The organism is Thermoflexus hugenholtzii (assembly GCF_018771565.1).
GTDB classification, from domain to species: Bacteria; Chloroflexota; Anaerolineae; order Thermoflexales; family Thermoflexaceae; genus Thermoflexus; species Thermoflexus hugenholtzii_A.
Genome location: NZ_CP076326.1, coordinates 1,757,537 through 1,771,536 on the forward strand (window position 1 = coordinate 1,757,537; position 14,000 = coordinate 1,771,536).

The following is a 14,000-nucleotide window of genomic DNA, read 5'->3' on the forward strand; positions in this document are numbered from 1 at the left end:
GCCTCGATGGCCTTAGAGCGCCTGCAGAAGATCCTGGCGCGGGCCGGCCTGGGCTCCCGCAGGGAATGCGAGGAGATGATCCGACAGGGACGGGTGACCGTGAACGGGGTCCCCGCCCACCTGGGGATGCGCGCCGATCCGGAACGGGATGACATCCGGGTGGACGGACGGCCGGTGAAGATCCCGCCTCTGATGGGATTCGTCCTCTACAAGCCGCGAGGGGTGCTCTCGGATCCCATGCCGGGCTCCTCTTCACCCACCGTCTATGATCTGGTTCCCCCGGTGAGGCCCCTTTATGTGGTGGGGCGGCTGGACGCGCGCAGCGAAGGGCTTATCCTCCTGATCAACGATGGGGAGCTTGCCCATCGCCTGACGCACCCGCGCAATGAGCATCCCAAGGTTTACCACGTGCTCGTGGAAGGACGACCGGAGGCGGAAACCCTGGAGCGCTGGCGGCGCGGGATCTTCCTGGACGGCCGACGGACCCGGCCGGCGAAGGTGCGGGTGATCCGTTATGAGGGGGCGCACACCTGGCTGGAGGTGGAGATGCGGGAGGGGAAGAAACGCCAGATCCGGCGCATCGCCGCCCGCCTGGGCCATCCGGTGCGCCGCCTCATCCGCATCCGCATCGGGCCGGTGACCCTGGGGCGGCTGAAGCCCGGCCAGTGGCGTCCGCTCACCGAACAGGAGCTCCGACAGCTCCGATCTCTGAAGGCCGAGAAATCCCCTCGTTCCCGCCCGCGCCGGGCAGGGCAGCGGTCTGCGGCCCAAAAGGGATAAGCCCCTGCATCGAAGAGCTCAGGCCCGCTTCCTCCCTCGGGAGGCCAGCCACCGGGCCAGGGACGCCGGGCTTTCGGCGGAGGGCTTTCCCAGAAGCAAGCCCTCTACGCTCACATCCTCATCCAGATCCGGCCAGTGGATGCCATAGCCGGCCCCAGCGATCTCAAACCTCTGCCGCTCCTCCGGCGTCCCATGAACCAGGCGTGGATACCTGCTCAGAGGCACCATGAGGGTGCGGCCGTCCTCCAGATCCACAATTAGGAGCTCATCCGTGACCCGGAGATCGAGAACCTTCGGCTTCATAGAGGGGATCACCAGGGGGCATCACACAGGCGGGAATTCGAGGCTGGGGACATCTCAGGCCGCGTCCCCAGCCTCAGGATTTCCCCGACAGGCGAGAGAAGTAGTCACGAAGCGGTCCGGTATAGGGTCGTTCCGCTCCTCTCTTCACTTCTTCTGGGCCTTCTGCTCCTTCGGACGCTTGGCGCCGTATTTGGATCGGCCCTGGCGCCGCTTCTCCACTCCCGCTGCGTCCAGGGCGCCGCGGATGATGTGGTAGCGCACCCCGGGCAGGTCCTTCACACGGCCGCCTCGCACCAGGACCACCGAGTGCTCCTGCAGGTTGTGGCCCTCGCCCGGGATATACGCCGTGACCTCCACGCCGCTGGTCAGGCGCACCCGGGCGATCTTCCGCAGGGCCGAGTTGGGCTTCTTGGGGGTCATGGTGCGCACCACCACGCACACCCCCCGCCGCTGGGGCGCCCCTTTGGGGTCCCAGTAGCGCTCCCCGGTGAGGGAGTTATACACCCAGTGGAGCGCCGGCGACTTGCTTTTCCGAACCTTAGGCTTTCGCCCCTTGCGCACCAGCTGATTGAATGTCGGCATGCTCCCGGATCCCCCTTGTGTTTCCGATCGGATCTCGAGCCGAACAGACGCAGGTTATTTTACACAGCCGATAGCGGGCTGTCAATGCGAACGGGTTCGAACCGCCCCGGCCGGGGGGCGAGCCAGGAGCAGGCTTCCCAGGAAGAGCAGGCCGGCGAGGCCGTAGACCACATCATAGCCCATCAGCCCTCCGGTGCTCCGGTTGATGGCGTCGATGGCCGGGCCGCTCAAGCGGGCGATGGCGCTGCCGAGGGCAGTGGCCATGTTCCCCAGCCCGAGGTAGCGCGCGGATTCCTCGGGGGGAACGATGCGGGTGATCCAGGTCCAGCTGGCGGCCACGAACAGCGCGACCCCGATCCCGATCACCAGGGAGGCCGCCACCAGGGCGGGCAGCTCCGGCCGCCCGACCAGTCGGGAGACCGCCAGGAACCCAAAGGTGCCCAGGCCTGCCAGGACCCCTGCCCCGCGCAACAGCGGCCGCGTCCCCCAGCGGTCCGCCAGGGCCCCCGCCGGCACCATCAGGAGCAGGATCATCGCCCCCAGGATGGCCGAGAGGGTCCCGTTCAGGGATTGGGCCTGCTCCATCGTTAGACCCATGGTGTCGCGGAGGAAAAAGATCAGGAAGGTGCGCAGCGTCAGCAGCGCCCACCAGAAGACCAGGCGATGGGCCAGCCAGAAGGCGAAAGTGGGCGCCCGGCTCCAGTCCACCTGATAGATCCAGGTGGGGCGACGGGAGGGCGGCTCCGCCAGGGCCTGGGAGGGCACCGCGGCGGCCGTGATCAGGCCCACCGCCAGATAAACCCCCAGCAGCACCGGATACGGCCCCCAGATCTGGCCGCGCCCCAGGAAATATCCGGCGACCAGGGGGCCGATCACCACCGCTGGGATCTCCATGAACCCCTTGATCCCGGAGGCCCGCCCTCGCCGATCCTCGGGCACGTGATCGGGGATCAACCCCTGATAGGCCGCCTGCACCATGTTCGAGAACGTCTGCACCAGCAGCAGGGCCAGGATCAGCATGGGCACCGAGGGGGCGGCCACCAGGAGGGCGAGGGCCAGGGCAAGGAGCAGGCTTCCCAGCCAGAGGAAAGGCTTCCGGCGGCCCCAGGGGCTCCGGAGCTGATCGCTCCAGGCACCGAAGATCGGCTGGACCAGCGCGGCCCACACCAGGCCGATGAAGGCGACGCTCCCCAGCAACGTGTTCTGCCAGCCCGGGCCGGCCAGCTGGCTGGCCTTCTGGCTCAGCCACGGCGGGTCCACGATGTTCGAAGTCATGGTCAGGGCGAGCCCATAGAGGCTCAGGGCGATCCACTGTGGCCACGTCGTCGCGGCGCCGCGCGGGGTGGCAATCATCGAGGCCTCCAGAGATCCCGAAGGTGTTGCTCCGACCGCCACACAGGGCGGGAAGCTGCGCACCTCCATTTTACGGCTTCCCGCCCCAGGCGGAGATATGCCCACGAGCGGATCGCCGGGAGGAGCGCGGCTCATCCATCGCCGGGGGACCCGTCTTATCATGAGCGCGGCAGGCCGGGATCACGGCTGTGAGACCAATCGAGGAACGGAACCGCATCCATGAAGGACCTCACCCTGGTGATGATGGTGGGCCCTTTGGGAGCTCATCCCCTCGAGCGCACCATGGGGTTCCTCCTGCGGATGGCTGCGCGGGAGACCCTCAGCCGGATCATGGGCACCGGTCGGGTGACCCGGGCCGTCCTGGCGGCCCCGGATCTGGAGGGACTGGAGTCCCTGGGCCACGCGCCCTTCCCCCTCGAGATCGATCTGGATCCCGCCTCGCAACCCTTTGATTTCGGCTCCCGCCTGGCGGATCTGATCGCGCGTTACCGGATCTCGCGCCTTCTGTATGTCGGCGCAGGCGCTTCCCCGCTCATGACATCCGAAGACTGGGACGCGGCCCTGGAGGCTTTCCAGGAGATGGAGGAGGGGCTGCTGACCAACAACCTGCACTCCAGCGACTGGATCGCCCTGGCCCCGGCGGAGGCCGTTCGGGCACGTCCCCACCGGCTCCCCACCGACAACGCCATGGCCTGGGTCCTTCACCGGGAAGGGGGGCTCCCGGCGCGCGCCTGGCCGCGCTCCACCGCCTCCCTCCTGGACCTGGATACGCCGGTGGATGCGTTGATCGTCGCCCGTCATCCTCTGGCCCCGCCTGCCCTGCGCGCGGCGGTGGTGGAAACCGGATGGGACGACCGCCGGGTCGCGCGGATAGAGGCCCTGCTGCGGACGCCGGGGAGCCGCCTGATCCTGGCCGGCCGGGTTCCCTCCTGGGCCTGGGCGGCCCTGGAACGCCATGCCCAGGTCTGGACGCGGGTGTTCAGCGAGGAGCGCGGCATGCAGGCCAGCGCCCGGATGCAGCGCGGGGAGGTCCGCTCCCTGGTGTATGCCTACCTGCAGGCCGTCGGGCCCCGCGCGTTCTTCCAGACCTTAGGGGAGCTGGCGGATGGAGCCCTCCTGGACATCCGGGTCTGGATGGCCGCGGCCGGGCGCTGGCCGGAACCCGTCGATCGCTATGCGGCCGATCTGTTCGCGTGGGAAACCATCCGCGATCCGCTCCTGCGGGAGTGGGTGGAGGCAGCCGCTGGGGCGCCCCTCCCGGTGTTGCTGGGCGGCCACACCCTGGTCTCCGCCGGCCTGGTGGCGCTGCTGGAAAGCGCCCTGGGGATCCCCCGCCTTCCCTTGTAATCGGGTGTCGTGTCGCTGTGCTCCCCGGTGGGCTGATCCGAAGTAAAATGGGGGGCGACCTGTGGAGCCGGAGGGGGCGATGGGCCGCTGGGGCTGGCGGATGGGGGGAGCGCTGATCCTCCTTATGGGACTGGGAGCGTTGTGGGAAGGGCTCCACCTGCTTCCCCCGCGGTATGTCGCCCGCCTGGTCCCGGAGCCCCTTCAGGCCTGGATCTGGCCCGCCCATCCCGCCGCCGTCCCCACTCCCTCGACGCCGGTGCCCCCGGAGCGACTGGCCGTTCTCCTGACGCCCCTCACGCCTGCGCTGCGACCCTCCCCAGGCCCCACCCCTTCCCGGACCCCGGTCCCCTCTCCTTCTCCTCGTCCATCGCCCTCGCCCACTCCTCGCCCCTTGCCGACGCCGACGGTGACCCCGCCGGTTTTCCCCGGGCCCACCCAGGCCGCGCGCAACACCCCGGCAGCCCTGAACGAGGCCGACGTCCTGCTGTATGGCGTGCGCCACACGTTCCAGACCTGGAACAATTGCGGCCCGGCCACCTTGGCCATGGCGTTGAGTTTCTACGGCTGGCGGGGCACTCAGAAAGAGGCCGCTGCCGTCCTCAAGCCGGACCCCGAGGACAAGAACGTTTCCCCCGAGGAGATGGCGGCCTTCGTCCGGAGCCTGGGGCTGGGGGCCCGGGTGCGGGTGAACGGAACCCTCCCCCTCTTGCAGCAGCTGCTCCGAAACGGGTTCCCGGTGATCATCGAGACCGGCTTCGAGCCGGACCCCCGGCAGGGGTGGATGGGGCACTACCGCCTGCTCATCGGGTTCAGCGAGCGGCGGGGCCAGTTCATCGTGATGGATTCTTACATGGGGCCGAACCAGGGGATCCCTTACGCCGAGGTGGACCGCTACTGGCGCCACTTCCAGCGCGCTTATATCGTGATCTATCGTCCGGAGGATGAGGAGCGGGTGCGGGCGCTGATCGGGCCGGTCTGGGACGACGATGGACGGATGTGGGCGGAAGCCCTCGCCCGGGCCCAGGAGGAGCTCGTCGCCGATCCCCGGGACGCCTTCGCCTGGTTCAACGCCGGCGCGGCGTTCCTCCATCTGGGGCGGGCGGAGGAGGCGGCGACGGCCTTCGATCAGGCCCGGACCCTGGGGCTGCCCTGGCGGATCCTCTGGTATCGCTTTGAGCCCTTTGAGGCCTACCTGGCCGTCGGCCGCTACGCCGACGTGATCGCCCTGGCCGACGCCAACCTCCGGGTCACGCCCTATGTGGAAGAGTGGTATGACTACAAAGGGCAGGCTCTGCTGGCCTTGGGGGATCGGGAAGGCGCCCGCGCCATGTTCCAACGGGCACTACAGTTCAACCCGAACTTCCAGGCCGCTCGGGAGCATCTAACGGCCCTCACCCCATGAGCCTTCCTCATTCACCGGAGCGGCGAAGCCTCGCCCCGCAGCCACCGCCCCAGCCCGATCAGCCATCCTCCCACCCGGAACGCAAGCCCCTCATCCGGATTCCCCTGCTCCGCCAGCCGGCACAACCGCTCCCGCTCCCCCGCCACCCGATGCTCCTGCCCATACCAGTGCACCCAGTCCTGGGCATCCAGAAACATCCGTTGTTCCCCCCGTTATCCGACATTTTGCACGAAAATTCGTTTAAAGCTTCAGCAATTTAATCATCTCACAAATTTTATTTGTTGTCAAAAAGGGAGGGCCTGCTTCCTTCAGGCCCTCCCTTCCGGGCGGGGGCGGCTGGCTAAAACGTTCCCTTTAGCGTCTCCAGGCGCTCGATGAAGGCGGCTGGGGCGAAGAGCCAGGCGTGGTAAGCGGGGTCGTAGTAGCGCCCCCGGAAGGGATGCGGGTTGCGGACCACCCGGGGGTCCAGCCCCTTTGAGCAGACGATGAAGCTCCACCAGTTGCAGGGGTAGGTGGAATAGGGCATGGGGATGGTCTCTACGTATCGGAACAGCCGGCTCAGCGCGCCCCGCACCGTCGGCGCCTCGTAGCCCAGGTAGCCTTCCCGGAACAGGGATTCCGAAAGATGGAGGGCCAGCATCCCTTCATCGGTGAGGTGTTCCGCGCACAGCCGGAAGAAGACGGGATCGAAGAGACTGCGGGCCAGCTCCGCCAGAGGATCGTTGGAGTCCAGAAGGATGACATCATAGGATCCGGCCTGCTCCTCGAGGAACGAGCGGCCGTTGCCGATGATCAAGCGGACCCGGGGATCGTCGAAAGAGGAGGCGAACTCGGGCATATGCTGCCGGCACAGCTCCACCACCCGGCCGTCGACCTCCACCACCGTCACCTCCTCCACCGTCGGATAGCGCAGGGCCTCCCGGGCCACCCCGCCGTCCCCGCCCCCGATGACCAGCACGCGGCGGGGGTTGGGATGGGCCATCATCGCCGGGTGGACCAGGGACTCGTGGTAGAAAAACTCGTCCCGCTGGGTGAACTGGATCACGCCGTCCAGGACCAGGGCCTTGCCCCAGTTCTCCAGCTCCAGGATGGCGATCTCCTGCAGCGGGCTGCGCTCGTGGGCCAGGACCCGGCGGACCTGGTAGACGGCGGTGATGGTGCTCTCCTCGGCGAAGGTCAAGGTCATGCCCTCGAAGGGCTCCTCTGCCAGCGCTCCCTGAGCCATCGGTCCTCCTCTGGATGAAAGGGATAAGCGGTTACGGCCCGCTCGAAAAAGCGAAAAGCCTTCCGCGATGGGGACATCGCAGAAGGCTTTCGGGCAGGCAGTGAGGCGGGTGGGACTCGAACCCACAACCGTCGGCTTAAAAGGCCGCTGCTCTGCCGGTTGAGCTACCGCCCCATCCATGCCCAATTCTAACCTTCTTCAGAGGGCCTGTCAAACCCGGCAACCCGCATCCGGCGCTGACCGTTCCGGGGTCCGTCGGTGGGTGAACCCGGAAGGGACTCCCGGGGCCATGATACGCGGCGAGGGTGCTGACTTCCGGAGGGCTCCCTTGCAGATGATCTGAATCCCGCTTCCGGTTTCGAAGTGTCACACTCCCGGCTACCCGGAGCGACGATAGGGGAAGGCCCGCTTCCAGGTTGCGCTATTTGCGCTCCACAACATCTCATCAGACAGGTAAAGGCATCGGCATGCCAGCTACACACCCACTGATCTCTATGCTTCGGCACCAGCGAATCCGGCTGCAGGAAGCGGCCCAGGGTGGGATCATAAAAGCGCGCCCGGTAGTCATACAGCCCGAGGGATGCCTTCCACCGCTGGCCAGTGAAGCGATGGTCGGTGGGGAAGCGCCCGGTCTCCAGCCGGATGGCGCCATACGGGAGATACCGGGTCACGCCCGCCGGGCTTCCGCCCTGCGCCAGCATTGTGACATCACCTACTTCTTCCCAGTTGCCTTGCTTTGATTTCCCTCTTCCGGGATCACCTTTAAATCCGCAATTATAAGCCCTCCGTGATGAGGACTAAATATCCGAATGCTTGCTTCTCCACAAAATTTTAACTTAAAATAGACTCCGGCAGGAAGCCTGAATCGGCGCCCATCTTCACTGATAAAAAGAACCGAAAAAAGCCCAGACCATGCCCTCCATAAAGGCTCTGGAATATATCCTTTGATGATCTCAAAGTCCTCGAAAGGCTCGCTCACAACAAATTCAATGCGCATATCTTTACTCCATTCGATAGTAACTTAAAATTCGGACTTGAACGGAGTCACGGGTCCAGTATTGAATTCCCCAACCCCATCGGAATGGCTTTAAAGAGGGAGCTACGCGCTCAGGACCAACAATAGAAGGTTGATTAATGATCTCAAACTCCACGCGGTATTCAGGCCTGTGCTTAAGAGCTAATCTTTGCGTAGCGGAATTCTTTGACAAATAGCGATCAATAGTGAAGTAAGTTTCTCCGGGCCTTCCGCCCCGCAGGAGGCCGGTTTGCTCAATGGCCGCAATCTCCTCTTTTCCGACATGCCGTGTATAATAGCTCGATAGCTCGGAGAAGTGAGCTGCAATCACCCTACGATTTACTATCCTATACAATCTGCTCTTAATTATAAGCGTTTTATTGTTCCTAAATATATAGAACATTTATCCCACAAGATGATAACGATTTCCTTTCCCTTTAAAAAAGGGATAAATTCAAACAGACTACCACGTGGAGATATCCTAAACACGCGTCCATCTTCAGATTTAAACCAGAAGAAATTTGTTAAATCGCCAATAATTTCTTCTTCGGACTCAAATGGCTCAAAAATAATCAATTTTGCTCGCCATTTCATGGTAGTCTCTCCCATCGCAATAGACGAACTTGCACCGGATCCCGGGTGTAATATTCGATCCCCCAGCCGGCCCGGAATCCAGGATCTCGGGGGCGGAACCACGGCCGCACGCGTGCAGGACCTTGGATACAGGGCTGATTCAAAATCTCAAACTCGATTCGATACGCAGGAGTCCGAAGAAGAGCCAAACGACTTACAGCCTCTTGACTTGTTTGGAAAATATCGGTCGTGAAATAAGTCGGATTGTCCGTTCGTCCTCCACGCAGCAGCCCGGTTTCCTGGATGGCCCGGAGTTCTCCCTTCCGAGATATACACATAGGTTCCCCGAAATGCCGCTCGCATCACCATCCGATCCACACCGTGGAAGATCCCGCCGCTGAGCCCACCGATGATCGCATCCCGCCCCAGTTCAACCGGATCGCCTAACCCTTCCCCGATAGCCTTCCCGGTCAGCACGTTCTCGGTGGCCCGAGCCGCTTGCCCAGAGACTGCGCCACTGAACGCCCCTGCGCCCACCATCCCCCATAAGCCTGTCCCCAACACCGCGCTGGCTCCATAGAAGGTGGCTCCACCGACCGCCCCGGCGACGGCGCTGGCCCCGACAGCAGCCCAATTGACGTTCGTAAAGGCCTGCACCTGAAGGCCGTTCTGGCTGATGTTGGCCGCCACCTGCACCCCGTAGTTGATCAGCGCTCCGGTGGCTGCGCCAATCCCCATCATCACCAGGATGACCGGAACGTGGCCACTGGGGTCGGTGTACCTCAGCGGGTTGTTGTAAACGTAGGCGTAGCGGTTGAGCGCCTGCGGGTTCCCCGGCTCGGGCACGATGGGATCCGGCTGCAGGAAGCGGCCCAGCGTGGGGTCATAAAAGCGCGCCCGGTAGTCATACAGGCCCAGGCCTTGCTCCCACCGCTGCCCGGTGAAGCGGTGGTCTATGGCCTGCAACAGCGCGCTTGAGTTGTGAAGGTGCCAGGATCTATGAATCAGAGATGCCCTTCCGGGATAGGCTGATCGTCAAACCGGTAGATGAGGCCGCTCGGTCCTTGAATGATTTCCCATCCCATTGCTTCCGGACGTTGATCTCGAGGATCGCGGTCGAGAAAGCCCAGAATCAACTGTCGGAGGCGCTCGTCTTCCACATGCTGCACACCGGCTTCAAAAATATGACGGGGATCTCCTACTATCTGGGCGCTGTGGTATAGAGGAGCGAGATTCATGAGGATTTCCCTCTGGTCAACATAGGGAGTTGTCCAGCCAATCGTCAATGCAACAATGCCATATATCAACCAGCTTTCTTGCCTTTTCCTTACCCCTAACATTGCCATACGTGTTGAGTATACGCTTAATACAAAATACCCATTCTGTGTTATCATCTTTTTGAAAGCTATGCGTTCCCTTGAGGAGAGTTGTTGATAAAAGGCACAGATTTGCGTGATTTTCTCGTCCTCGGCACAAGGTAAGGGAGCAGCCCAATATTCAGCGTCCGAAAGCTGATTGATAAAGAACGCTGCTTCTTGCACCCCTATCCCCCTCATGTCACGATCTTGCTCAGGACTTGAAATCGAATCATCTATGTTCATCATTTGGATCATTCCCTCAGTTCGGTGGAATCAAGTAATCCCCTACACGACGGTAACCTGCCTGCAAGAGCATGTAAAGTTCACGCATATAGACGGAAACACCGCCCCACTTGGCTTCTCCTGTCAAGGTAGCTTCGGTTACAGGAGAGGCCAGGTAGAACACATCCCCATTTTCAATTGCCTCTTTCAGCCATTCGAAGTTGCGCTCGATCGTCCAGTTGGGATCATCCAGCACCCGAAAGCCGCCCAGCTCTTTTGCCGCCTCGATATCCCACGTCCGCCCCAGGGTTGTTATCCGCCGCCCTCGGAAGGCTTCCGGGATGTCACCCATCGGTCGGATCGCATCGCCGAACGCCTCCAGGACATGGGGGATGCTTTCCCGTCCAATACTGCGGAACCGCTCCAGGCTAATCCCCGCCTGGGATAGGCGTTCGGCTGCTCGCAGCGCCTCGGCGGCCTCATCGGCGTGGCGAGCCGCCTGGGTCAATGCCTGGGCCGCCTCTGTGGCCTCATCCGCGTGGCGGGCGAGTAGAGCAAGCTTCCCCAGGTGGCGCAGCTTGGCAACCGTGCTTCCCACTCCCAGGGTGGTGACATTCACCGCCGCGTTGACCGCCAGGGAGTGGACCAGGCGAAACTCAGTGCCGGTGGCCCGGGCGATGAGGTAGTCTATGCCGACATCCACGGCCGTCTGGAGGAGCGTTTTGGCGATGACCACGCACCAGGGGCAATGCCCGCTGGGATCGGTGTATTTCAGCGGGTTGTTGTAAACGTAAGCATACCGGTTCAGCGCCTGCGGGTTCCCGGGCTCGGGCACGATGGGATCCGGCTGCAGGAAGCGGCCCAGGATGGGGTCATAGAAGCGCGCCCGGTAGTCATACAAGCCCAGGCCTTGCTCCCACCGCTGGCCGGTGAAACGCCGGTCTGTGGACCAGAGGCCGCTCTCCCAACGGATGGCGCCATACGGGAGATACCGGGTCACGCCCGTCGGGCTCCCGCCCTGCGCCAGCACGGTGACGCTGCCCAGATGGTCCCCCACGGCCGCATCGACCGCATCCCCCTCCCGCACCGCCACCACATCCCCACCCAACCGATACTCCTTCCGCGCCACCCCGCCCCGGACCTCATCGCCCTCGTCCACGACCCCCGTGCGGAGGCCCCCCACCTCCCGCACGGCCCAATTCCCTTCGGCATCATACCTCAAAGGCGGTGACTTGCTCCATATCCTACCCCACCGTTATTCTATACATTAACCAATCCGTGAAAATCAATGTCCATATTGAACAATAATTTCATTGACAAACTCAAGCAGCTTGTTGCCTAACGAACTTTCGGAGAAGGAATAACTATCGGTCACCACGCGACCCAGAGCCCCCGCTCCCCGAACAATCGATTCCCAATCTGGATTCTCGCTTTCAAGCCTGCTTTGAAGCATCTCCAAGATCCTGATCACATCAGGGAGAAGCCCATATGCTTCAGGGCTCTTCGCAGCCTCTCGAGCCTCATGAAGGAGTTCGTTGATCCTCTTCTTCGTTGTTTCAATGTCCATTCCTCGTTCCTCCCTACTGGTTGTTGACATCCAGCGGGCCGATTAGGATGGCTTTGCTCGGATCTGGCAGGTAGATTTGCTCTCCACCCCCAACGGCATAGGGTCCGAAATATTCGACTTGAGGAGCAACCTTACCATGGATGATAATCGTGCCTGCGGGGATCTTAAAAACTGAAATCCGCTCTGCGGTATTTCCAGGTGGCAATGCCAGATAGCGCCGTGCGTTCCCTGGTCGAATGTAAGGCTTAGGAGAAAACCAGGGAGAACCCTCTTCCTGTGCACCTCCTCCCCAATGCCGATAGACGATCAGGTCTTCCTGGAGAGTGATGACCTGGGGGGTGCCCTGGAAGGCTCGGGCTACGGTCTCCCGGTACTTCGGGGGGACCAGCTCAAGCCATGCCGGGGGCGGACCCGAGGGCTCTTCCCTTGCTTTCCCCGTTGCCATTGCCAGCCCAACCAGCCATAGGGGATCCAGCCCCAGCCCTCCAGTGGCTCCTTCCCCACTTGCTTCTTCCAGCTCGGTCCTCACCCGGGAAAGGGATGGGGCGATGGCCCATCCGGCACCATCAGGGAGGGCATCCATGGAACGGGGATTCCCGGAGAGCAGGGCATTGGCGAGGGCCACCTCCACCCAGTTGACGAAGACCGAGCCGCCCCGCACGATGTGCAGGGTGCCTCCCGGGGTGAACCGAACACAGAGTCCGCTTGCGTTCTCCTCCAGCAATGCGCAGTGCCCGCTGGGATCGGTGTAGCGCAGCGGGTTGTTGTAGACATAGGCATACCGATGGAGCGCTTGCGGGTTCCCCGGCTCGGGCACGATGGGATCCGGCTGCAGGAAGCGGCCCAGGGCCGGGTCATAGAAGCGGGCCTTGTAGTCATACAAGCCAAGAGAAGCCTCCCACCGCTGGCCGGTGAACCTCTTGTCGGTGACCCAAACCCCGCTCTCTACCCGAATCGCCCCATATGGAAGATACCGCGTGACCCCCGCCGGGCTTCCGCCCTGCGCCAGCACCGTGACGCTGCCCAGATGGTCCCCCACGGCCGCATCGACTGTGCTCCCCTCCCGCACCGCCACCGTCTCGCCGCCCAGCCGATAGACCTTCCGCACCACCCCGCCCCGGACCTCATTGCCCTCATCCACGACCACCGTGCGGACTCCCCCCACCTCCCGCACGACCCGGTTCCCTTCGGGGTCATACCGGAAGGAAGCCACCCGCTCGGCGCCCCGCCACACTTCCTTCAGCCGGTTCTCGGGGTCGTAGACGTAGCGCCATTCCACCCCGCCCACGGCGCGGGTCACCACGTTCCCGTTCCCATCATACCCCAGAGAGGTCCCATCGCTCACTGCAACCAGCCGCCAGGAGCGGCCCCGGTCTCCCCCACCCCAGGCCGCGTGCCAGGCTTCACCCAGGCAGCGCACGCCGGAACCCCGCAACACCAGGGGCAGATAGGCCCGATGCGGCCCCGGCGGGGAAGCAGGAGGAACAGGATCCCCGTAGTCATAGACCCAGTGGTCTTCCCCTTCCGTCCGCTGAAGCCACCGCCCCCCTTCGTCCAGGGTCCAGGTCCCGCTCACCGGCCCGCTCATCCCAATCAGGCGGTCCAGCTCATCGTAGTCAAAGGCCCAGACCTCCGACCGCACCGTGTCCGTGATCCGCCAAACGTTGCCGGCCGGGTCGTAGGCGTAGCCCAGGTCCAGCCCCGGCCCCTGGATCCGGACCACCCGCAGGGTGCGGGGGTCGTAGGCGCGCTGGAGGAGGCCGCCCCCGAACAGGGTGAGGGTCGTGAGCTGGCCCGCCGCGTTGTAAGCCGCGTTCCCGGCATAGGCACCCCACCCGGTGAGGGCCGTGGGCCAGCCGTGCGGACCATAGGCCACCGTGAGGACCTCGCCGTCGGGGTCCACCCGCTGCGCCAGGCGGTCCATTGCGTCGTAGGCGAAGCGCTGGAGGTAGGTCTGGCCGTCCACGGTGAGGGTGGCGGTGAGGACGCGGCCCCGGGCGTCGTAGGCCCAGGTCCGCTGGATCCCCTCGGCGGTCCAGGCCCGGGTCTTGCGCCCGAGGGAGGCCCCATACCCGGGCTCATCGTAAGCGAAGCCCACGGCATACCCCGAAGGCCCCGGGTCCGGCGGGGGAACGTAAGCGGCGCCATCCGGGACGTTCGGGGTGTAGGTTTTCCCTTTCAGCCGGTTGAGGGGGTCGTAGTAGGCGTTCACCGCCCAGCCCCGGGCATCCACCTGGGCGATGAGGTTGCCGGCCGGGTCGCAATTCAATTTC

General features: G+C 63.8%; 16 protein-coding genes and 1 tRNA gene. 3 read left to right on the forward strand and 14 right to left on the reverse strand.

Features of this window, described 5'->3' with window-relative positions; all coding sequences use genetic code 11:
• Window positions 1-6: 6 nt before the first annotated feature.
• Window positions 7-780 carry a pseudouridine synthase gene (locus KNN16_RS08045; RefSeq protein ID WP_303896249.1) on the forward strand — a complete coding sequence of 258 codons (774 nt, stop codon included), beginning with the start codon at window positions 7-9 and terminating at the stop codon, window positions 778-780.
• An 18-nt stretch (window positions 781-798) separates the two neighbouring features.
• Here KNN16_RS08045 and KNN16_RS08050 read toward each other — a convergent pair whose 3' ends face one another.
• From KNN16_RS08050 to KNN16_RS08060, 3 genes are all read right to left on the reverse strand, one after another.
• A complete protein-coding gene (locus KNN16_RS08050) occupies window positions 799-1,083 on the reverse strand; it encodes a DUF2442 domain-containing protein (RefSeq protein WP_303896250.1) in 285 nt (94 codons plus the stop codon).
• A gap of 144 nt (window positions 1,084-1,227) precedes the next feature.
• Window positions 1,228-1,665 carry a 30S ribosomal protein S12 gene (gene rpsL / locus KNN16_RS08055; RefSeq protein WP_088570604.1) on the reverse strand — a complete coding sequence of 146 codons (438 nt, stop codon included), beginning with the start codon at window positions 1,663-1,665 and terminating at the stop codon, window positions 1,228-1,230.
• 81 nt (window positions 1,666-1,746) lie between these two features.
• Window positions 1,747-3,018, reverse strand: a complete 1,272-nt coding sequence (locus KNN16_RS08060) for an MFS transporter (protein WP_303896253.1) — start codon at window positions 3,016-3,018, stop codon at window positions 1,747-1,749.
• 219 nt (window positions 3,019-3,237) lie between these two features.
• Between KNN16_RS08060 and KNN16_RS08065 the strand changes: the two genes are divergently transcribed.
• Both KNN16_RS08065 and KNN16_RS08070 read left to right on the forward strand, forming a co-directional pair.
• Complete coding sequence (locus KNN16_RS08065) at window positions 3,238-4,365, forward strand: hypothetical protein (RefSeq protein WP_303896255.1); 1,128 nt, start codon at window positions 3,238-3,240, stop codon at window positions 4,363-4,365.
• 79 nt (window positions 4,366-4,444) lie between these two features.
• Entirely contained in the window at window positions 4,445-5,767 is a 1,323-nt protein-coding gene (locus KNN16_RS08070) for a C39 family peptidase (RefSeq protein ID WP_303896257.1), read from the forward strand.
• Window positions 5,768-5,778: 11 nt separating this feature from the next.
• Here the strand turns inward: KNN16_RS08070 and KNN16_RS08075 are convergent, their stop codons facing one another.
• From KNN16_RS08075 to KNN16_RS08120, 11 genes are all read right to left on the reverse strand, one after another.
• Window positions 5,779-5,964, reverse strand: coding sequence for a hypothetical protein (locus KNN16_RS08075; protein ID WP_303896259.1), 186 nt, complete (start codon window positions 5,962-5,964; stop codon window positions 5,779-5,781).
• A gap of 143 nt (window positions 5,965-6,107) precedes the next feature.
• Window positions 6,108-6,992 carry a polyamine aminopropyltransferase gene (gene speE / locus KNN16_RS08080; protein ID WP_303896260.1) on the reverse strand — a complete coding sequence of 295 codons (885 nt, stop codon included), beginning with the start codon at window positions 6,990-6,992 and terminating at the stop codon, window positions 6,108-6,110.
• A 101-nt stretch (window positions 6,993-7,093) separates the two neighbouring features.
• Window positions 7,094-7,166 (reverse strand) — tRNA-Lys (locus tag KNN16_RS08085).
• 14 nt (window positions 7,167-7,180) lie between these two features.
• The gene (locus tag KNN16_RS15170; protein WP_369685856.1) at window positions 7,181-7,693 is read right to left on the reverse strand and encodes an RHS repeat-associated core domain-containing protein; all 513 of its coding nucleotides are present in this window, start codon (window positions 7,691-7,693) and stop codon (window positions 7,181-7,183) included.
• Window positions 7,694-7,704: 11 nt separating this feature from the next.
• Entirely contained in the window at window positions 7,705-7,989 is a 285-nt protein-coding gene (locus KNN16_RS08090) for a hypothetical protein (protein WP_303896261.1), read from the reverse strand.
• A 384-nt stretch (window positions 7,990-8,373) separates the two neighbouring features.
• The gene (locus KNN16_RS08095) at window positions 8,374-8,601 is read right to left on the reverse strand and encodes a hypothetical protein (protein ID WP_303896263.1); all 228 of its coding nucleotides are present in this window, start codon (window positions 8,599-8,601) and stop codon (window positions 8,374-8,376) included.
• Window positions 8,602-8,748: 147 nt separating this feature from the next.
• Complete coding sequence (locus tag KNN16_RS08100) at window positions 8,749-9,546, reverse strand: RHS repeat-associated core domain-containing protein (protein WP_303896265.1); 798 nt, start codon at window positions 9,544-9,546, stop codon at window positions 8,749-8,751.
• Between the two features lie 38 nt (window positions 9,547-9,584).
• Window positions 9,585-10,121, reverse strand: coding sequence for a hypothetical protein (locus KNN16_RS08105; RefSeq protein ID WP_303896267.1), 537 nt, complete (start codon window positions 10,119-10,121; stop codon window positions 9,585-9,587).
• A 76-nt stretch (window positions 10,122-10,197) separates the two neighbouring features.
• The gene (locus tag KNN16_RS08110) at window positions 10,198-11,352 is read right to left on the reverse strand and encodes an RHS repeat-associated core domain-containing protein (protein ID WP_303896269.1); all 1,155 of its coding nucleotides are present in this window, start codon (window positions 11,350-11,352) and stop codon (window positions 10,198-10,200) included.
• Between the two features lie 93 nt (window positions 11,353-11,445).
• On the reverse strand, window positions 11,446-11,727 hold the full coding sequence (locus KNN16_RS08115; protein ID WP_303896271.1) for a hypothetical protein: 282 nt from the start codon (window positions 11,725-11,727) through the stop codon (window positions 11,446-11,448).
• A 13-nt stretch (window positions 11,728-11,740) separates the two neighbouring features.
• Window positions 11,741-13,996 (reverse strand): RHS repeat-associated core domain-containing protein, encoded by a 2,256-nt coding sequence (locus tag KNN16_RS08120; protein WP_303896273.1) that lies wholly within the window; start codon window positions 13,994-13,996, stop codon window positions 11,741-11,743.
• Window positions 13,997-14,000 lie beyond the last annotated feature (4 nt).